The sequence below is a fragment of the Photobacterium kishitanii genome, assembly GCF_003026355.1.
GTDB classification, from domain to species: Bacteria; Pseudomonadota; Gammaproteobacteria; order Enterobacterales; family Vibrionaceae; genus Photobacterium; species Photobacterium kishitanii.
Window position 1 is genome coordinate 16,870 of record NZ_PYON01000010.1, and the last position, 18,871, is coordinate 35,740.

Sequence of the window (18,871 nt, forward strand, 5' to 3'; positions counted from 1 at the left end):
ATGCTAATTACGTTGCATATTTAAACCACCCAAATTAACTAACAAACCCACATTAAAACTATGCTTTTGGTGACTAACTCACAACGATGTGATCATGTGCACACTTATCTCTCATAAATGAGCGAGTCAGCTAGATCAATATCAAGAAAAAACCCTAAAAAAAGGATACAATCTTAACAAGTTCAAGTTAGCTTGCAGCCCAGCAGCTGAGTGAATAACCCCGCCAGCAAACAGTTTTGTTGAGTTATCTTCACAGAACATATTGTTGGGCAACATATGCAGAGGAAGTTAGTAATATGGTTCCAGGTAAACCGCAGACAGATCCAACTTTAGAGTGGTTTCTTTCCCATTGTCACATTCACAAATATCCATCAAAGAGCACGTTAATTCACGCTGGTGAAAAAGCAGAAACTTTGTATTACATCGTGAAGGGTTCTGTTGCTGTATTAATCAAGGATGAAGAAGGTAAGGAAATGATCCTTTCTTACCTAAATCAGGGTGACTTTATTGGTGAACTCGGCTTGTTCGAAGAAGACCAAGAGCGTACCGCTTGGGTTCGTGCCAAAAGCCCTTGTGAAGTTGCAGAAATTTCATTTAAGAAATTCCGTCAGTTAATTCAAGTTAATCCAGATATTCTAATGCGTCTATCTGCTCAAATGGCATGTCGTTTACAAGTGACAAGTCAAAAAGTAGGTGATCTTGCATTCCTTGATGTAACAGGTCGTATTGCACAGACGTTACTTAATCTTGCAAAACAACCCGATGCAATGACACACCCAGATGGCATGCAAATTAAGATCACTCGTCAAGAAATTGGCCAGATCGTAGGTTGTTCTCGCGAAACAGTGGGTCGTATTTTAAAAATGCTTGAAGAGCAAAATCTTATTTCTGCTCACGGCAAAACAATCGTGGTTTACGGTACACGCTAATTATTAGTCGTACCTTAATCGCCGATGAAACCGCAGCTTATACCTGCGGTTTTTTTTGATCTCAACGCTCTCTAAATAGCACCATAAAACAAACATTGACGGAGTTAGTATTACGGTTAAATTTTAATTTGTAATCACATTCATTCATGCTACATTTCGATTACAAATGGATTTCTTAATCAATGATGGTCAATATGGATATTGAACGCTTTTCTACTAACAGTTTCACCACCGTACCAGGGGTGTTAACTAACCAGCCCACAACCATTGAAATGACAGGGTTTAGCGATAGCCGTTGCTACCTTGAACAACAAACAGGATTACGTCGCTGCCCAGCGGATGAATCAGGCGTTTGGGGTTCACCACTAGATAACTAGCTAGCAATAACAGCACTGATTTAACTAAGTGCTGTTGTTATTACTGCCATTTTCACTATCAAGTACTCAGTTAACTATTGGTACTTTCAAATATTTTATCTGCCGAGGCTGTAACAAAGCCGCTATACAATTCACCATTCGGTTGTGGATAGCGTTTAGCAAACTCGTAAAATCCACCAGGGATCTTATAAACCCCATCTCGAAAACTAACCCCAACCTCATCAGCCATCGTTGCCGATTGCTCTAACATTACCGTCGCATCACCTTTTATGTCTCCGCCTGTCTGATTAATCACAAACTGGTTATGACGCAATAAATGGTTTACCTCTTCTAAACAAGTAAATTGCTCGAGCTGATTAATACTTACCGTAAAATGATTAGCACCAAAACCGTGCGCCGCAACCCAAGCTGCATACTCACTTTCAGCCGCTAAAAATTGATAGGTTGAAAAATCAAGTTGCCATGGACGACCGCCATAAACAAAATCAGGCTGGCGAAAATAATCATCATCGACCTGATCTAATAAACCGCGCACTGCAAGTTGTAATTCGGCCGAACAGCCGCCCAACTGCAATTCACTAATAAAAACTTTGGGTAGTAAAGGGTTTTGGTGAGCAAAATATTCGGCATACAGCTTTTTAGCACTAAAATGATATTTAGCTTGCGGTTGATAACCTAAAGCAATAAACGGAGCAGCAACAACCGCTAAACCACACTTAGGTAATCCAAAGCTACGTAACGCGATATGATCATTTAATAATGCGACATCTTCGGTTAATAATCGCTGTATTTGCACCGCTGATGGACATAATCGCTGACTATAATCGTGCCACAAGCTATCAAAAAGTTGCGTAATCGATTCCATAACCTACCCGCTTATTTAAAGCATAATTACTTTATAGATATTAGTTCAAGCTCACACCAGGCGCTAATTGCGATGGTAATTGTAATTGTTCCCCTTCAACAGATGCCATTGGATAAGCACAGTAATCCGCAGCATAATAAGCACTTGGACGCAGGTTACCTGATGCACCAGGACCACCAAAAGGAGCATCGCCACTGGCGCCAGTTAAAGGCCGATTACGATTAACGATCCCGGCTCGAATATGTTCAATAAAATAATACCATTGTTGGACATCGGTTGATATTAACCCTGCGGCGAGCCCATAACGCGTTTGATTAGCACTCACCACCGCTTGGGTAAAATCATGGTAACGACTGACCTGTAATAGCGGCCCAAAATACTCTTCATCCATCAGCTCCGTAATAGCACTGACATCAATAATAGCCGGTGTAACTAACGCACCTTGCCCTCGTGTTGCGGCTAACAAAGCAACGCCACCCGCGTTTATTAATTGCTGCTGATTGACAATAATTTGATCGGCAGCCACATTTGATATCAATGGCCCCATAAAAGGTGCCGGTGTTGCTAATGGATCCCCCACTATCAATTGCGACGCGACTGTCACCAACCGCGCTAACAATTCATCCCCCGCTTTTCCTGCCGCTATATATAATCGCCGCGCACAAGTACAGCGCTGTCCCGCACTTAAAAAAGCTGACTGGATGATGGTATACACTGCCGCATCAATTGCGCCATATTGTGGGCCAACAACCAATGGATTATTACCCCCCATTTCTAAAGCCAACATTTTTTGAGGCTGCCCTGCAAATTGCTGATGCAATAAATGTCCAGTGTGAGCACTACCAGTAAACAATACTCCAGCAACCCCTGTTGCCGCAGCCAAAGCCATTCCTGTTGAACGTCCACCTTGCACTAAATTAATCACCCCAGCAGGGATACCCGCCTGCTGCCACAACTCACACATCAGTTGTGCCGTTTTTGGCGTCAGTTCAGACGGTTTAAACACCACTGTATTCCCTGCCAGAAGTGCTGGAATAATATGGCCGTTGGGTAAGTGAGCTGGAAAGTTATAGGGGCCAAATACCGCCATGACACCCAAAGGACGATGGCGGACAATCATGGTTGTATCGGCTTGTTGCCGTTGGCGCGTACCAGTACGCTCATGGTAAGCCTGAAGTGATAATGCTACCTTAGCAATCATGGCTGCCACCTCAGTGGTACTTTCCCATAACGGCTTACCTGTTTCAGTGGCAATAGTACGAGCAAGTTGTGGCTGATGTTGCTGCACTAATTGAGCAAAGCATTCTATTACCGCCAATCGCTCACTAAGAGTGGTATTACGCCAAGTTAAAAACGCAGTTTCTGCGGTGGTAACAGCGACTTCAACTTGCACTGTCGTTGCAGCCTTACCTTGCCAAACCACACTACCATCATAAGGATTGAGTGATTGAAATTGCTCACCAGCGCCTGCTAGCCATTGGTTATTAATCCATAAGCTCATTCGTCTCTCCTTATTATGATAGTGCAACTAACCGCACTTCATCACCAATAGCGATATTAAGTGCGGTAGCAACATCTGCAGCCATCGTCACTTGCCCTTGTGAATTAACCAACAACGGTGCAGCTACCGCTCGAAACCCGGCTAACTCACAATTGGAGACTAAATAATATTGCTCACTCGAGTGCTCGCCAATATTCACTCGACACCGCTGCGAGTGACGAACTGTTTCTATATTACGCACATCACATTCAACACTCGGACCTGCGTCAAAAATATCGACATAACCACGACAGCAAAATCCCTCTTGTTCTAATAGTTGTAATGCTGGGCGAGTATCGACATGGACTTGCCCTATCACCGCTTGCGCTTCTTTACTAAGTAAATTGACATAAATCGGTAATTTCGGCATTAAATCAGCAATAAATCCTTTGCGTCCAATCCCAGTAAGATAATCAGCATAGGTAAAATCAATCGAAAAGAAACTGTCTTTAAGCCATTGCCAAAAAGGAGAATTACCCTGTTCATCAGACACACCACGCATTTCAGCAAACGCAATCTCAGCAAACCGTTGCCGATGTTCAGCCATTAATAAAAATCGTGATTTAGACAATAAACGGCCGTTGATGCCTTGGCGCCACTCAGGTAATAAAAATAAACTACAGAGTTCAGTCTCTCCCGTATATTGGCTCCCCAACGTCAGTACCTTCACCGTGTTGTGTACCCCTAAGCGGCGTGAAGCATGGGTGACAGTACTTAAGTGATAATTATAAAAAGGCGCATCAAGACCCACTGTTGCCTCAATCGCGGTAGTACCCACTATTTGGCCACTGACACTATCAACAGCAACCAATAAATAGCTTTCTTGTCCGGGTGAAGTCACTGTCGCGTTAAAGCTTGCTTGAGAATGGTTAATTCGAGCACGGAGTATAGTTTCATTAATAGGTAGGGAGGTAAAACCATGACCCGATGCTTCAGCACATAGCATCAGCGCAGGATAATCAGCAGCAGTAATAGGACGAATAATGAGCATTACATTTCCTCCTGATGCAGGCAATGACAACAGCCATTGCCTGGGTATAAATTGGTATCAAGGTTGCTATTTATCACCTAAGCAACCCATCACAATTAAGTCGTCGCGTGATATAACTTCGCAATCGCAGTTTCTAAACGCAGCATTCCTTCATCAATATCGGTTTTATCAATCACTAACGAAGGGGTGAAACGTACGACATCGGTGCCAGCGACTAAGACCATTACGCCTTCATTGCCCGCTGCAACCAAAATATCTCGTGCTCGACCCTGCCACTCTGGGGTTAGCACCGCACCCAGTAATAAGCCTTTACCTCGAATTTCACTAAAAATAGGATAACGTCGATTAATTCGTATCAATGCCTCACGAAACCACTGCTCGCGCTGTTTAACCCCCGCTAATACTGCTGGTTGGCTGATTTCATTGATTACCGCCTCAGCAACAGCACAGGCCAGTGGGTTACCGCCATAGGTCGAGCCATGAGTACCCACTTTTAAATGAGATCCGAGTGCTGTTGTCGTCAGCATTGCCGCCACAGGAAAACCGCCACCTAAGGATTTAGCAGTGGTAAGAATATCAGGGGTGATACCTAAACCTTGATAAGCAAACAACTCGCCAGTACGACCATTTCCGGTTTGGACTTCATCAAAAATCAGCAGCGCATGGTGTTGATCACACAACTGACGTACCCGCTGCACAAACTCCAGACTTGGGCTAATCACTCCCCCCTCACCTTGCAAAGGCTCCATCATCACGGCACAGGTTTTATCAGAAATTAACTCAGCAATCGCAGCTAAATCATTATAAGGAATATGAGTCACTGCTTGTGGTTTAGGTCCAAAGCCATCGGAATAACTACTTTGACCACCAACAGTAACGGTAAAAAATGTCCGGCCATGAAAGCCGTGATGGAAGGCAATAATTTGATTTTTCTCAGCACTAAAATTATCAACCGCATAACGACGGGCTAATTTTAATGCTGCTTCATTCGCTTCTGCGCCAGAATTGGCAAAAAAGACTTTTTCAGCAAAGGTTAATTGGGTCAGTTTATCAGCGAGTCGCAGTGCTGGCTCATTGGTCATGACATTACTTAAATGCCACAACTGTTGTGCTTGCTCGGTCAATGCCGCCACCATCAGTGGATGACAATGACCTAAACAACTCACCGCAATCCCGCCAGCAAAATCAATATACTCACGTTGCTGTTGATCCCACAACCGCGAACCTTGACCTCGAACAGGAATAATATCCATTGGCGCATAGCAAGGTACCATTACCTTATCAAACAACGATCGTTGTAGTTTATATTCAGTTGCCATCACACTATCCTTCTGTGCTTGATGCCTTATTATTAGTATTTACATTTTATTAACCTTTGCCAACAATGACAGCTGTTTTTATTCACACCAAAGTGTTAACTAATAAATACACTACAGATAGTTATGCATTATTTACGCTAGATTATTAACCCGCATTGATGACCAACACCCTTTCCTAAGCGGAAATAGTTGTCACCACTCGCATAAAGTTGCAATCGAGACAGCACAGCAGCTGTCTTATAAATAAGTAATATCGATAACTAATAAGAAGTTCAATGACAAAATCATTGATAACAAGAAGAGTAACGTACTTACTACTACCGTAATAAGCACGTAAAAATAGCAGTATTAGCGTTGCAGAAAGTTAGCCAATAACGCATGGCCTTGCTCAGTCAAAATACTTTCAGGATGAAATTGTACTCCTTCCAGTGCTAAGGTCTTATGCCGAATACCCATGATTTCATCAAATTCACCATTTAATTCAGTCCATGCGGTGATCTCAAAACAGTCAGGTAAAGTCGCAGCCTTAACCACTAACGAATGATAGCGCGTAACGGTTAAGGGATTATTAAGCCCCTCAAATACACCGCAATCAGTATGGTAAATCGGTGAAGTTTTGCCATGCATCACTTGCCGTGCCCGTACCACATCACCGCCAAAGACTTGCGCTAACGACTGATGGCCAAGACAAACCCCAAGGATTGGTAATTTACCCGCAAAATACTCAATCGCTCGCAATGAAACCCCCGCCTCATTGGGTGTACATGGCCCTGGCGAAATCACTAAATGGGTGGGCGCTAAAGCTTCAATGGCCGCGATATCAATCTCATCATTGCGGGCAACAACAACCTCTGCCCCCAATTCACTGAAGTATTGATAGAGGTTGTAAGTAAATGAATCATAGTTATCAATAATTAACAGCATACTACAACTAAGCTCTTATTTTTAACTGTCGGCGACAGCTATTAACTAGCGACAAAAAAGCAGAGCCTAAGCCCTGCTTTTTTAATAATTGTTATTACTAACGCTTATGGGCGAGCAACAAAACCAACGGCATGGTAAGCTTTTTTCAATACTTCAGCAGCGCGTGCTGATGCTTTATCTGCACCGGCTTTCATCACGCTATCAAGGTAAGCACGATCATGACGAATACGTTGGTATTCCGCTTGTACAGGCTCTAGCATTGCAACTAACGCCTCACCCACATCTTTCTTAAATGGACCGTACATATCAACACCAGCATACTGAGCTTCAATCTCAGCAAATGTTTTGCCAGTAGCACCAGAATACAGACCCATTAGATTTGAAATACCTGCTTTTTGCTCAATATCATGAGCAATACGTGGTGGCATTTCTGCATCCGTTTGCGCTTTATTGATTTTCTTTAAAATTGACTTAGGATCTTCAAGTAAAGTAATAACGTTCTTACGGTTATCATCTGACTTCGACATTTTCTTGGTCGCATCTTGTAAGCTCATCACGCGCGCACCAACCGTTGGAATATACGGTTCTGGTACTTGGAAAATTGGGCTTTCAGGAGTGCTGTAAAGATTATTAAAACGGGTCGCTATATCACGCGCTAGCTCTAAATGTTGCTTCTGATCGCTACCTACTGGCACTTGATGAGCACCATACAATAGAATATCTGCAGCCATTAGCACTGGGTAACCAAATAAACCCGCATTAACATCATTCGCATGACGAGCTGATTTATCTTTAAACTGTGTCATACGGCTTAGTTCACCCATTTGGGTATAGCAATTTAATAACCAACCAAGTTGCGCATGCTCAGGAACATGAGATTGTACAAACAACGTACTTTTTTGCGGATCAACACCAACAGCTAAACAGATAGACAAAGCATCTAAAGTTGCTTCGTGTAAAGCTTTAGGATCTTGACGTACTGTGATGGCATGTAAATCAACCACACAGTACTGGCAATCATAATCATCCTGCATCTGTTCCCACTGACGCAGCGCACCAAGGTAGTTGCCGATACTCAATTCACCAGAAGGCTGTACGCCACTTAATACAATGGGTTTACTCATGATCAGGCTGTCCTGTTAATATCTTTAATTGTATTGACGAAAGGTACTAATAACGCCGTTATCAGTACCTAATGTTATTGTTTTTAGTGTACACCGTAATGTACTAGCAGCCTAGTTTAACCACATCAAGTAATTGCTTGAAGTGATCACAAACAACATCTGGCTGACTATCACTGATTGGCTGACCATAGTTATAGCCATAAGTCAGTCCTAATGAACGGCAGCTAGCGGCTTGTGCGGCAAGAATATCGTTACGCGAATCGCCGACCATCAGTAGTTGAGTCGCAGCAATATGGTGTTTCTCCATTAGCCAATGTAGCGCAAAAGGATCTGGCTTTCTCAATGGGAAAGTATCACCGCCAATCACATCCACAAAATACTCACTCAAACCATGTTCTTCAAGCAAATGCGGTACAAATTGTGAAGGCTTATTGGTTACGATAGCCATAGCAACACCCGCTTGATGTAAGCTGGCTAACGTCGTTTTTACATCGGCATACAAGGCACTTTTTTGGTGGCCACCAGCAGCATAATAATGATCAAATAACTCACGCGCTTGACGCTGTAATTGCGGGTCAATTTGAGGGTCAATATCAACACTACGGCTTAATGCTCGGCCAATCAAAATATCAGCACCATTGCCAATCCAAGTTGTCACTTGTTCAACAGTGACACCTTTGCGACCAAGGTGACGCATGGTCAAATCAGCAGCATCGGCTAAATCAGGTACGCTATCAAGTAAAGTACCGTCTAAATCAAACGCAATAAATTTAATATTTTCAATCATGTTTTCAGGGATCATTAACGCTTAGCCTCAGCTAACTGTGCACGCATTTTATCAATCGCGACTTTATAATCAGGTTCATTAAAAATGGCAGAGCCAGCAACAAACATATCAGCACCAGCGGCAGCGATTTCACCAATATTATCAACGTTAACACCACCATCAACTTCTAGGCGAATATCACGACCTGAAGCATCAATACGCTGACGTACTTGACGTAATTTATCTAAAGTACTTGGAATAAATGACTGGCCGCCAAAGCCTGGGTTAACCGACATAATCAAAATCATGTCAACTTTATCCATAATATAATCAAGATGATGTAATGGCGTTGCTGGATTAAATACCACCCCAGCTTTACAACCATGTTCTTTAATCAGTTGCAGAGTACGATCAATATGATCGGTCGCTTCTACATGAAAAGTGATCATCGTTGCGCCAGCTTTGGCAAAATCAGGAATAATACGATCGACAGGTTTTACCATTAAATGGACATCAATCGGTGCCGTAATCCCGTAGTCGCGTAATGCTTTACAGATCGGCGCACCAAACGACAGGTTTGGCACAAAGTGATTATCCATAACATCAAAATGGATAACATCAGCACCCGCAGCCAATACCTTTACTACATCTTCACCTAAACGGGCGAAATCAGCAGACAAAATAGATGGAGCGATCAAAAAGTCCTTCATGTTTAGCCTCTCTACACTAGCGATAAAAACAACAGGCTCGGTTTACCAAGCTTTCAAATTGCTGTCAGTCTACCCGATCCCCTAGGTGTTGTCTTACTGGATTTATTTATTGCTGCAGTTAGCCATAGTTATCACTGTGACCAGCGACAGAGGCACTACAATCAACAATAACGTCAGCAGAAAAATGAGGAAAGGAAGTTTATGATTCAGAACGCTGGCACAATATGGAGCATAATAAAAAGTGTTCTAGCAGCATTATTTGGAGTGCAATCCCAACAACAACGCCACCAAGACTTTAATCATTCAAGTCCATGGCCATTTATTATTATTGGTGGGATCATTATCGCGATATTGGTAATCGTATTAATTGCTATTGCCCATCAGGCAACAGCATTATAAATCAAGCATTTATTCGTTATCGGTGGTAACTGGTGTTTTAAATAATGCCAACAATTCATCGACTTTATTGCGACCACTACCATTACGACTAATGGTGCGTTTAACCCTTACCACAGACAAATCAGCCCCGGTATATAAACGGCGGGTTAATGGCGTATCATGATTAGAAATCAATACCGCAATATCACGCTCAGTCGCGGCTTTCTCTGCGACATTGGCTAGGGTTGCCTGATCATCCAAACTAAAACCATTACCAGAATAAGAAGTAAAATTAGCCGTAGTAGATAATGGCGCATACGGTGGATCACAATAAATCACACTGCCTTTGCGAGCCCGTGAAAATGTTTGGCTATAGCCTTCACACACAAAAGTCGCACGTTTGGCTTTTTCAGAAAAATAATACATTTCAGCTTCTGGAAAATACGGTTTTTTGTACGATCCAAAAGGTACATTAAACCCGCCTTTTTTATTATAACGGCATAAGCCATTAAAACCGTGGCGATTTAAATATAAGAAATAAATTGAACGCTGATAAGGATCAGTGCTGTTATTAAACTCTTCTCGAATACTTAGGTACGCTGCTTTAGTATTATATTCAGGCGTGAATAATCGGCGTACATCTTCAATGTAACGCTCAGGTTCTTGCTTAATTATATTATATAAATTAATCAGATCTGGGTTGATATCCGCTAATAGGTACTGCTCATAATCAGTATTTAAAAATACCGAGCCAGCCCCCACAAAAGGCTCAACCAATTTACGCGCGGGCGGTAGGTGTCGTTTAATATCCTCGACTAGAGAGTACTTACCCCCAGCCCACTTCAGGAATGCACGATGCTTTTTCATTAAGCTGACCCACCACCACTTACAAGAATGTCACGAAAGGTCGCGGATTGTACCTCATTTACACCCTATGCTGATACCAATTAGCATAAATAACTACCATTAATGGCTTTATTTTAAGCGATTCATTTCTTGTTGAATATGTCGGTAAGGTTTCAGCCACGGTTTTAGCTGCTGTAATGATGTTGGCAATTGTGTTTTTGCAGTGCGAGCTTGCTGAGCCGTGGCATAATTACCCGTCACGACAATGAACCACGACTGCTGATTACGTTCAGTTTGGTAGATCATTGCAGCTGCCACATTATGGGTCATTATAAACTCTGCTGCAGCGGCAAGACTGCGAGTCGCTGCAAGTTGTAATGCATAATGATCTGGCTTTACTGCTGCCAATTGCTGCTCATTAGCGGCTAATTTAAGCGACCAATCTAACTTAGAGGCTGGTGCCGATATTACAGCGGCAGACAATGGCTGCGTGTCAATAATCGCTGGCGTACTTTCAGCTTCTGTAGCTTCTGTAGCTTCTGTAGCTTCTGTAGCTTCTGTAGCTTCTGTAGCTTCTGTAGCTTCTGTAGCTTCTGTAGCTTCTGTAGCTTCTGTAGCTTCTGTAGCTTCTGTAGCTTCTGTAGCTTCAGAATGACCTTTCAAAGCATGATCGTCAATCATGGCATCAATTTGTTGTTCAGAGATTACTATCCGTTCATGAACAGTCTCTTCTTGGCGACCAACGGTTAAACCTTGCGTATTCACTTGTGGTGGTAATGGCTCTTTATCAATCGTCACAACAGCCGCGGCTGATACAGGAGCATTCGAAGCAACAGTAGTTGAAGACTGACTATCTACCGAGCGAGGAGCCATGAACCAATAACCAATAGCAATTAAAACAATAAGTACAATAACGATCGCTAACGGTAATAATAATCTTTTTTTGGAATTCAAACTCATGCTTATACCTTCAGCTTGAGAGGGACGTTGCAACACAACTGATCGTGGAAGCAGCATTAATAACCGCTGTTTTAACGTTGGTCGAGAAGGTGTATCTGACTCATCGTTAGCAACCAATATTTCGCTAAATAAAGCCACTTCTTGATGACTAAAATCATCAATCTCCAACTCTAGCGGAATAATATCAGAATCATGGCTAACATGAGCTAAAGTTTGGTTTAACTCGCCACGATTAGCAAATAATATGATATTAAGTTGTAGTTGTGGATGTGGATTGGCATACAGTGATAATGCCCATAATTCAGCAATTAAGCCGTCACTAAGTAAATGTGCATCATCGATCACTACCATCAGTTTATGTTGATGGTGAGCTAATAAATGCTCCGCACTTTGGCATAATGAATCATGTTCATTAAACATAGCTTGGCTAACAAATTGCTGTAACAATAAGGTTCGATGTTGAGCATCAGTATACCCAGGCTGGCACATCAATAATATTTGACGACAGTCAGTGGCATAATGTTCAAGGAAAGAGTGTGCAAGCCAAGTTTTACCTGAGCCTTGTGCACCAGAGAGGTGAATAAGATGAGAGCCAAACCGAGTCAGAAACCGTACTCGAGTCAGCAACTGGATCTGACTATCCAGATCCAGTTTTTTTGCTTTCGTCATGCTGGTCATCAACGTGCTACAACTTAACGGCCAATAACATCCTGAAGCACATCAAAAGGTACATCAGCCACAACTTCTGCACTACCAATCGCCGTCGGTAATACTAAGCGTAGCTGACCTGACAATACTTTTTTATCTCGCATCATATGCTTAATAAAATCGTCAAAAACCATAGTTTCAGGCGCAACAACGGGCAAGTTTGCTCGCTGATGCAATGCAATAATCCGCATCACATCGGCATCACTGATCAATCCCTGCTTTGCTGCAGTATGTGCTGCGAGAACTGTACCTGCTGACACCGCTTCGCCATGCAGCCAGTTACCGTAACCCATTTCTGCTTCAATAGCGTGACCAAAAGTATGGCCAAGATTGAGTAACGCCCTTACGCCTGATTCTTTTTCATCGGCAGCAACAACATCAGCTTTAATTTGACAGCAACGGCTAATGGCGTAAGACAACGCATCATTATCCAATGCATGTAAGCGCTCAATGTTATTTTCTAACCAAACAAAAAAATCATAATCGGCAATAATGCCGTATTTGATAACCTCAGCCAACCCTGCAGCTAACTCTCGTTGCGGCAATGTATGTAAACAATGATTATCAATAATCACCGCTTTAGGTTGGTAGAAAGCACCAATCATGTTTTTACCCAAACGGTGATTAACCGCAGTTTTTCCACCGACAGATGAATCCACTTGTGCTAACAATGTTGTTGGCACCTGAATAAAATCAACCCCTCGCTGATAACTTGCCGCAGCAAAGCCAACAATGTCACCAATTACGCCGCCACCTAAGGCAACTAAAATCACATCACGGCCATAATTACCTTCCAGTAAAAATGTCATAATACAATTGAACGTATCGAGGGTTTTGTACTGTTCACCATCAGGCAGAGAAAGTAGTGCCACTTGGCACGATAATGAACTGATGGTAGCCATTACCTGATCCGCATATAACGGGGCAATAGTGTCATTGCTGACCACAACTACTCGTTTACCTGCAGATATCGCAGATGCAAACAACGCCGAGTTGTCGAACAACTCGGCGCCAATTGAAATAGGGTAGCTTCTGTCATCTAGATTGACATTGATCCGTTCCATGGTCAGCTTCTCTTTTTAATTAATTAACGCTCTTCCAGCATCTTGATGATTTGGTTAGCAACTACTTTCGCACTTTGATCATCAGTACGAACAACGTAGTCAGCAACCTCTTCATACAATGGGTTACGCTCTGCTGCTAGCTCTTCAAGCACTTCACGAGGCGTGTCGGTTTGAAGTAATGGGCGTTTTTTATCACGTTGAGTACGAGCTAATTGCTTTTCAATAGTCGTCTCTAGATAAACAACAATACCACGAGCAGACAGGCGATTACGGTTCTCTTTATTAATAACAGAGCCGCCACCCGTTGCAAGAACAATACCTTGCTCTTGTGTTAGGTCATCAATCACAGTTTCTTCGCGAACACGGAAGCCGTCTTCGCCTTCAACATCAAACACCCAACTAATATCAGCGCCAGTACGTTCTTCTATCACGGTATCTGAATCAAAGAATTCCATATGCAGCTGTTGTGCAAGGTGTCTACCAATTGTGCTTTTGCCGGCACCCATAGGGCCAACCAAGAAAATATTTCGTTTTTCAGCCATTTTTAGCAATTTACGCGCGGTTAATAAAACGACACCACCCGCAGGCTCTATTAAAATAAGCCCGAGGCGCCAAGTTCCTCACATATATTTCGTGATAAGACAGAAAATTATCTCAGGACTGACTACTATTTTGCAATAGCTAGTCGACATCAATCGATATTTTATTAAGCCTGTCTTACCCACAGAGGTTGCCATAATGGCTTACCCGAGGTCTGAGGTCAATCGTATTAAGCTCGTAAATATCCTAATAATAGCTCAACAACACTCTTAACACCCAAGCAAGCTAAAAGCATAACTCAATGAAAAAAAACAACTTTAACACACAACCACCCTGCTACAACATTGATTAGAACGGTTGTCAGTAAAATGGTTCGATAAGTGAAAAATTATTGCATCACAATTTTTGGCGTCACAAAAATCAATAATTCACGTTTTCCAAGTTCTTCCATTTTATGCCTAAATAATGCACCAAGCACTGGAATATCACCAAGAATAGGCACTTTACGAACACTATTGTTAACCTGATTTTGATAAATACCGCCCAATACAACCGTTTCACCATTATTGACTAACACTTGGGTACCAATACGCTGAGTTTTAATTGCCACCGCAGTACCAACTCCTGTTGGAACTTCCTCACCTTTACTGTCTTGAGTTACTTCCAAATCCAATACCAGCTTATTATCTGGAGTGATCTGAGGCGTCACCATCAGGCTTAAAACTGCCTTTTTAAAATCAACCGACACAGCGCCACTTGAGGACGCTTCTAGATACGGAATCTCGGTGCCTTGTTCTATATAAGCGGTTTTTTTATTAGTCGTCATTAACCGTGGACTAGAAATAATTTCGGCTTTACGCTCTGACTGCAAGGCTGATAATTCTAAATCTAACAGTACATTACCCAATTTTGCCACTTGAAAGGCGATACTTGCAGCCCCCCCTTGGGTTGCACCTAAATTAACATTAAGAAAATCATCAACCGTAGTATCATCTAGCAAGCCAGAACTACCTAGGTTGCCTTCAATGGAACCACCGATGGCCGTATCGCCATCGATACTTGATACACCCCAGCGAACACCTAATTCATCAATATTACCTTCATCAATAGTGACAATACGTGCTTCAATTTGAACCTGCTTCACGGGAATATCGAGGGCCACTACTATCTCTTTAATGCTGGTGATACTTTCAGGAGTATCTTTAATTATCAATGCATTAGTTCGTTCATCAACATGTAACGAACCACGTTCAGACAGCATTCCAATCCCATCACTAGCGCCCCGCAATAATTCTGCAATATCAGTCGCTTTCGCGTAGTTAATCTGAATCAGCTTCGAGCGTAAGCTAGCTAATTGTTGCTGTTTACGAGCAGTTTCCATCACTTGATGATCATTGGCGGCTAATTCTGTTTTAGGTGCGACCAATAATACTGAGCCACGAACACGTTTATCTAACCCTTTGGCTTGGAGGATAATATCCAGCACTTGCGGCCATGGCACGTTATCTAAACGCAACGTCACATTACCACTGACGGTATCTGCCACCACTAAATTAAAATCGTTATAGTCGGCAATTAACTGTAATACGTTACGGACAGGAATATCTTGAAAGTTAATTGAAATGGGCTTGCCCTGATAAGAAACCTTAGTTTGAGCTGCCGTTGATGTCGATTTGGGTTGTACTCGCTGAGTTATAGTAACCTCTAAATTATTTCCTCGAAGACGATAATCATAATCGTAGCCCGCTGCTAAATGAAACACCAACCGTGCACCACGAGGGATGTTACTGGTATCAATGCTATTAACAACCGTCGCGAAATCAACCACATCTAAAGTATGTATTTGTTCATTGGTCAACTGAGTATCAAATATATCCAGTTGTAACTGCTTGCCTTGACGACGAAAATCAACCAATGATTGAGGCCGTTGTAACTTGAGAGTTAATACACCTCGACCTTTACCATCACGACGAAAGTCAATCTTTTGAACTTGATTAGTGATGCCACTTATAGGCGCTGCTGTCACACTGGTGATGGTAACTCCCCCCCAGCACATTAACCATACACTGACGAAAATCTGGCGGCTAAGCCCCCATCTATTCCCTTTCATAACTCATCCTTGATTAATGCTGAACTAACGCCAGCTTTGCAGGCCGTGTTAACCAACAACCTTTGCCATCGGGTAATGTTTCTTCTATTTCAATGACGTCATTCGTCACTTTTATTACTTTGCCCCGATTAAGCCCAACAAACTGTCCCGGCTTAATTCTGACCAACTCTCCTTTAGGAGTGTAAATCAACCCCCACAGTTGCCGTTGATGACCAATAACCCCTTTCATTACCAGTTGCTCTAACGGAAATATTTCGAGTGCTGTTGGTTGAGGGTTAATGGGTGGCTGCCAGCAACTACTATCCGTTTGTTTCGCTAATAGTAACTCTGGCTTAGGTCGTAAAAACGGTACCCGCTTGCTGGTCATCACAAATGACTCTGCAACAAAAAGATAAGGAGCGGCTAATGGCTTCACTTTAGCTTTGGCATTAGTGTGAGTTTTAGCAATAAATTGCTCGACTGAATCGGTATTGGCCTGACACCCCATTAACAACAACCCTAACGGTAGTAGCAATAATAGTATTCTCATAGAATCCTCATGATTGCGGGGTTTTAAAGCGGTATGTGGTAGCTGATACTGTCAATGACAATAACTCTTCTAGGCCTTGGCTATCAACGCGCGCTAATTCAACATTACGTAAATTAACAATTCGAGGTAAACGTGCAATTGCCTCTGCAAACTGACCAATCTGTTGATAAGAACCCGTTAATTGCATATTGAGTGGTAATTCGTAATAAAGATCATGTTCAATCCGTGACGCCCACTTAATCGACTGAAAAATCAAGCCATTTTCAATACCAATATCATTGATACTCGCAAGTAAACTCGCTAATTCTTGCTCTTCAGGTAATTGTTGAATTACTTCTTGATAGCGACGGTTAAGCTCAATCACTTGCTCTTTAACCCGTGGTAATGCTGCCACCTGGGCTGCTCGACTCACTAACTGCTCACGTAAGGTTATTTCCTGCTGCTTTTGCTGATCTAAAACAGCGGTTAATGGCGTCAACCAATACCAGTAACCAAACACCGATAGCAATAATGTCATCACGACCGCAATGAGACACTGGGGTAATAATGGCCACTCAGTGATTTCATCTAATTCTAATTCACGCCAGTCAATCACGGTCGCTTCTCCACTATTGCCGTCGCATAAGTTGTCTTAAGTGACGGCTTATTAATGGTTGGCGCAGTTAAATCAAACGATGCATTAAATTGTGATTTTTGTTGTTTATCACGACGTTCCGTCGTGACTAAGGAGTGCATTTCAATATTATTAAACCATGGTGATTGCTCAGCTTTACCAAGTAACGCTGCTAAATGACCATTAGTATCTCCAAAGCCATCTACTTTTACGCGTTGCGAGGCTAAATTTACCCCATCAAGATACACGCCAGCAGGCACTACTTCCGGTAATTGATTAAGCAGTTGGGTAACCCGATTACGTGATAACTGAATATCAACAATTACTTTTAATCGCTGTTCAATCGCCTCACGCTGTTTATCCAACTTCGGTAAATAAGCCAAGCGTTGATCTAAGCTGGTTAATTCCTGCTGCAGTTGATGATTACGGTTCTGCTGTTGTTGGTGCTGGGTTTCTATATATTTCGCAATAGCGCCATTACCCGCAATGGCCACAACAACACTTGTCGCCAGTAATCCTAAGAAACGTTGTTTGTGCTGCTTACGTCGCAGCTCACGCCACGGCAATAAATTGAGTTTATCGATCATGCTAGCCCTCGCAACGCTAACCCTGTCGCAACCGCATACTGACTCGACATCATGCGAGGTAATTCAACTTTCTTGGCACAACTAAAATGCTGAAATGGGCTAACCCAGACCGCATCCAGACCAATTAAGCGTTGTAGCAATGATGCCGAAACCAAATCTTGACCACCACCACCGAGCCATAAGCCTTTGATACCGCTACGAGGATGAGTAGAGTTATACAATTGAATTTGACGCTTTAGCTGTTCTGCTAACTGCTTAGTAAATTGTTCGGCATGATTACCACCAAACTGCGTTACGCCATCCAGACTGTCAAACATGCTAGTACCAAATCGAATTTCACGATGATAAACAGCGCTGCCTTGTGGTTTCATACAAAATTCCGTATGCCGCTTGCCAACATCAACCACCCCCCATTGATTATAATGGCTGCCCATTTCAGCAAAATGTTCAGCCAACCATAATAAGGCATGAGTTTGTAATTCCATCACTTTTGGTTTAAAACCAAGTTTAAGCAATGCATTAACACGGTTATCTATCGTTTCTCGACGCGAAGCAAACACTTGAAACGGGGTTGTCGCAGCAACATCGCTAAAACGGTCACTGATTAATGGGAAATAATCAAACCACAGCTCTTCAACTGGAAACGGCGACGCGGCCCCTAAGGCTTGTGTGATAGCGAACTCTGCCTCTTCTTCACTGAGGTTGCTGCCGAGTTGAACAACTTTACTGATCACTGCACTATCAGGTAGCGCTAAGGTAACGACTTTAGCTTGCCACGGTAATTGCTTTTTAATTTGACGCATTGCTGACAACAGTTCAGCATTATTCACGCTATGCTGATCGTTTATAACAGTTTTAGTCAACTCAACCTCAGTAAATGCAACTAACTCAAACTGCTCTTTTTTTTGTTGTAAAACCACAGCTTTGATACTGTGATTGCCAATATCTACCCCAACACTTAATGGGTTCCGAAACATCCGTGTTATGCTCC

At 42.5% G+C, this 18,871-nt stretch carries 20 protein-coding genes; 3 read left to right on the forward strand and 17 right to left on the reverse strand.

Annotated elements, in window-relative coordinates:
* Positions 1 to 296 precede the first annotated feature (296 nt).
* Together crp and C0W29_RS12590 are read left to right on the forward strand one after the other, a co-directional pair.
* Positions 297 to 929, forward strand: coding sequence for a cAMP-activated global transcriptional regulator CRP (gene crp, locus C0W29_RS12585; RefSeq protein WP_036789513.1), 633 nt, complete (start codon positions 297 to 299; stop codon positions 927 to 929).
* 182 nt (positions 930 to 1,111) lie between these two features.
* Complete coding sequence (locus tag C0W29_RS12590; RefSeq protein ID WP_230850438.1) at positions 1,112 to 1,306, forward strand: hypothetical protein; 195 nt, start codon at positions 1,112 to 1,114, stop codon at positions 1,304 to 1,306.
* 70 nt (positions 1,307 to 1,376) lie between these two features.
* On the opposite strand, the gene C0W29_RS12595 is transcribed toward C0W29_RS12590, so the two are convergent.
* The 8 genes from C0W29_RS12595 to rpe all read right to left on the reverse strand — a co-directional run bounded on the left by C0W29_RS12595 (position 1,377) and on the right by rpe (position 9,545).
* A complete protein-coding gene (locus C0W29_RS12595) occupies positions 1,377 to 2,171 on the reverse strand; it encodes a DUF1338 domain-containing protein (protein ID WP_045045815.1) in 795 nt (264 codons plus the stop codon).
* Between the two features lie 40 nt (positions 2,172 to 2,211).
* Complete coding sequence (gene astD, locus C0W29_RS12600) at positions 2,212 to 3,672, reverse strand: succinylglutamate-semialdehyde dehydrogenase (protein WP_045045816.1); 1,461 nt, start codon at positions 3,670 to 3,672, stop codon at positions 2,212 to 2,214.
* A 13-nt stretch (positions 3,673 to 3,685) separates the two neighbouring features.
* The gene (astA, locus tag C0W29_RS12605; protein WP_045045817.1) at positions 3,686 to 4,702 is read right to left on the reverse strand and encodes an arginine N-succinyltransferase; all 1,017 of its coding nucleotides are present in this window, start codon (positions 4,700 to 4,702) and stop codon (positions 3,686 to 3,688) included.
* Between the two features lie 95 nt (positions 4,703 to 4,797).
* Positions 4,798 to 6,021: an aspartate aminotransferase family protein gene (locus C0W29_RS12610; RefSeq protein WP_045042331.1), complete on the reverse strand. Its 1,224-nt coding sequence runs from the start codon at positions 6,019 to 6,021 to the stop codon at positions 4,798 to 4,800.
* Between the two features lie 348 nt (positions 6,022 to 6,369).
* On the reverse strand, positions 6,370 to 6,945 hold the full coding sequence (locus tag C0W29_RS12615) for an aminodeoxychorismate/anthranilate synthase component II (RefSeq protein WP_045042332.1): 576 nt from the start codon (positions 6,943 to 6,945) through the stop codon (positions 6,370 to 6,372).
* A 104-nt stretch (positions 6,946 to 7,049) separates the two neighbouring features.
* Positions 7,050 to 8,069: a tryptophan--tRNA ligase gene (gene trpS / locus C0W29_RS12620; RefSeq protein ID WP_036789501.1), complete on the reverse strand. Its 1,020-nt coding sequence runs from the start codon at positions 8,067 to 8,069 to the stop codon at positions 7,050 to 7,052.
* Between the two features lie 103 nt (positions 8,070 to 8,172).
* The gene (locus C0W29_RS12625) at positions 8,173 to 8,871 is read right to left on the reverse strand and encodes a phosphoglycolate phosphatase (protein WP_036789499.1); all 699 of its coding nucleotides are present in this window, start codon (positions 8,869 to 8,871) and stop codon (positions 8,173 to 8,175) included.
* Positions 8,871 to 9,545, reverse strand: coding sequence for a ribulose-phosphate 3-epimerase (rpe, locus tag C0W29_RS12630; protein ID WP_036789497.1), 675 nt, complete (start codon positions 9,543 to 9,545; stop codon positions 8,871 to 8,873). Before rpe ends, C0W29_RS12625 begins: the two co-directional genes overlap by 1 nt.
* A gap of 201 nt (positions 9,546 to 9,746) precedes the next feature.
* On the opposite strand from rpe, the gene C0W29_RS12635 reads away from it, so the two are divergent.
* Positions 9,747 to 9,944 (forward strand): DUF2970 domain-containing protein, encoded by a 198-nt coding sequence (locus C0W29_RS12635; protein WP_045045818.1) that lies wholly within the window; start codon positions 9,747 to 9,749, stop codon positions 9,942 to 9,944.
* 9 nt (positions 9,945 to 9,953) lie between these two features.
* Here the strand turns inward: C0W29_RS12635 and dam are convergent, their stop codons facing one another.
* From dam to pilM, 9 genes are all read right to left on the reverse strand, one after another.
* Positions 9,954 to 10,790 (reverse strand): adenine-specific DNA-methyltransferase, encoded by an 837-nt coding sequence (gene dam / locus C0W29_RS12640; protein WP_036789494.1) that lies wholly within the window; start codon positions 10,788 to 10,790, stop codon positions 9,954 to 9,956.
* A gap of 108 nt (positions 10,791 to 10,898) precedes the next feature.
* A complete protein-coding gene (locus tag C0W29_RS12645) occupies positions 10,899 to 12,398 on the reverse strand; it encodes an SPOR domain-containing protein (RefSeq protein WP_158260025.1) in 1,500 nt (499 codons plus the stop codon).
* 23 nt (positions 12,399 to 12,421) lie between these two features.
* Entirely contained in the window at positions 12,422 to 13,501 is a 1,080-nt protein-coding gene (aroB, locus tag C0W29_RS12650) for a 3-dehydroquinate synthase (RefSeq protein ID WP_045042338.1), read from the reverse strand.
* A 23-nt stretch (positions 13,502 to 13,524) separates the two neighbouring features.
* Entirely contained in the window at positions 13,525 to 14,043 is a 519-nt protein-coding gene (gene aroK / locus C0W29_RS12655) for a shikimate kinase AroK (protein WP_036789489.1), read from the reverse strand.
* Positions 14,044 to 14,429: 386 nt separating this feature from the next.
* Positions 14,430 to 16,151, reverse strand: a complete 1,722-nt coding sequence (locus tag C0W29_RS12660) for a type IV pilus secretin PilQ (protein WP_080895402.1) — start codon at positions 16,149 to 16,151, stop codon at positions 14,430 to 14,432.
* Positions 16,152 to 16,164: 13 nt separating this feature from the next.
* Positions 16,165 to 16,680 carry a pilus assembly protein PilP gene (locus C0W29_RS12665; RefSeq protein WP_045042339.1) on the reverse strand — a complete coding sequence of 172 codons (516 nt, stop codon included), beginning with the start codon at positions 16,678 to 16,680 and terminating at the stop codon, positions 16,165 to 16,167.
* A 7-nt stretch (positions 16,681 to 16,687) separates the two neighbouring features.
* On the reverse strand, positions 16,688 to 17,275 hold the full coding sequence (locus C0W29_RS12670; RefSeq protein WP_045042340.1) for a type IV pilus inner membrane component PilO: 588 nt from the start codon (positions 17,273 to 17,275) through the stop codon (positions 16,688 to 16,690).
* On the reverse strand, positions 17,272 to 17,880 hold the full coding sequence (locus tag C0W29_RS12675) for a PilN domain-containing protein (RefSeq protein ID WP_045042341.1): 609 nt from the start codon (positions 17,878 to 17,880) through the stop codon (positions 17,272 to 17,274). Before C0W29_RS12675 ends, C0W29_RS12670 begins: the two co-directional genes overlap by 4 nt.
* Positions 17,877 to 18,857 carry a type IV pilus biogenesis protein PilM gene (pilM, locus tag C0W29_RS12680; RefSeq protein ID WP_045042342.1) on the reverse strand — a complete coding sequence of 327 codons (981 nt, stop codon included), beginning with the start codon at positions 18,855 to 18,857 and terminating at the stop codon, positions 17,877 to 17,879. The genes C0W29_RS12675 and pilM overlap by 4 nt, the downstream gene beginning before the upstream one ends.
* Between the last annotated feature and the right edge of the window lie 14 nt (positions 18,858 to 18,871).

What these genes read in the sequence shown, in the direction of transcription:
- crp (WP_036789513.1), top strand. Translation starts at nt 297, where the DNA reads ATGGTTCCAGGTAAACCGCAGACAGATCCAACTTTAGAGTGGTTTCTT.
- C0W29_RS12590 (WP_230850438.1), top strand. Translation starts at nt 1,112, where the DNA reads ATGATGGTCAATATGGATATTGAACGCTTTTCTACTAACAGTTTCACC.
- C0W29_RS12595 (WP_045045815.1), bottom strand. Translation starts at nt 2,171, where the DNA reads ATGGAATCGATTACGCAACTTTTTGATAGCTTGTGGCACGATTATAGT.
- astD (WP_045045816.1), bottom strand. Translation starts at nt 3,672, where the DNA reads ATGAGCTTATGGATTAATAACCAATGGCTAGCAGGCGCTGGTGAGCAA.
- astA (WP_045045817.1), bottom strand. Translation starts at nt 4,702, where the DNA reads ATGCTCATTATTCGTCCTATTACTGCTGCTGATTATCCTGCGCTGATG.
- C0W29_RS12610 (WP_045042331.1), bottom strand. Translation starts at nt 6,021, where the DNA reads ATGGCAACTGAATATAAACTACAACGATCGTTGTTTGATAAGGTAATG.
- C0W29_RS12615 (WP_045042332.1), bottom strand. Translation starts at nt 6,945, where the DNA reads ATGCTGTTAATTATTGATAACTATGATTCATTTACTTACAACCTCTAT.
- trpS (WP_036789501.1), bottom strand. Translation starts at nt 8,069, where the DNA reads ATGAGTAAACCCATTGTATTAAGTGGCGTACAGCCTTCTGGTGAATTG.
- C0W29_RS12625 (WP_036789499.1), bottom strand. Translation starts at nt 8,871, where the DNA reads ATGATCCCTGAAAACATGATTGAAAATATTAAATTTATTGCGTTTGAT.
- rpe (WP_036789497.1), bottom strand. Translation starts at nt 9,545, where the DNA reads ATGAAGGACTTTTTGATCGCTCCATCTATTTTGTCTGCTGATTTCGCC.
- C0W29_RS12635 (WP_045045818.1), top strand. Translation starts at nt 9,747, where the DNA reads ATGATTCAGAACGCTGGCACAATATGGAGCATAATAAAAAGTGTTCTA.
- dam (WP_036789494.1), bottom strand. Translation starts at nt 10,790, where the DNA reads ATGAAAAAGCATCGTGCATTCCTGAAGTGGGCTGGGGGTAAGTACTCT.
- C0W29_RS12645 (WP_158260025.1), bottom strand. Translation starts at nt 12,398, where the DNA reads ATGACGAAAGCAAAAAAACTGGATCTGGATAGTCAGATCCAGTTGCTG.
- aroB (WP_045042338.1), bottom strand. Translation starts at nt 13,501, where the DNA reads ATGGAACGGATCAATGTCAATCTAGATGACAGAAGCTACCCTATTTCA.
- aroK (WP_036789489.1), bottom strand. Translation starts at nt 14,043, where the DNA reads ATGGCTGAAAAACGAAATATTTTCTTGGTTGGCCCTATGGGTGCCGGC.
- C0W29_RS12660 (WP_080895402.1), bottom strand. Translation starts at nt 16,151, where the DNA reads ATGAAAGGGAATAGATGGGGGCTTAGCCGCCAGATTTTCGTCAGTGTA.
- C0W29_RS12665 (WP_045042339.1), bottom strand. Translation starts at nt 16,680, where the DNA reads ATGAGAATACTATTATTGCTACTACCGTTAGGGTTGTTGTTAATGGGG.
- C0W29_RS12675 (WP_045042341.1), bottom strand. Translation starts at nt 17,880, where the DNA reads ATGATCGATAAACTCAATTTATTGCCGTGGCGTGAGCTGCGACGTAAG.
- pilM (WP_045042342.1), bottom strand. Translation starts at nt 18,857, where the DNA reads ATGTTTCGGAACCCATTAAGTGTTGGGGTAGATATTGGCAATCACAGT.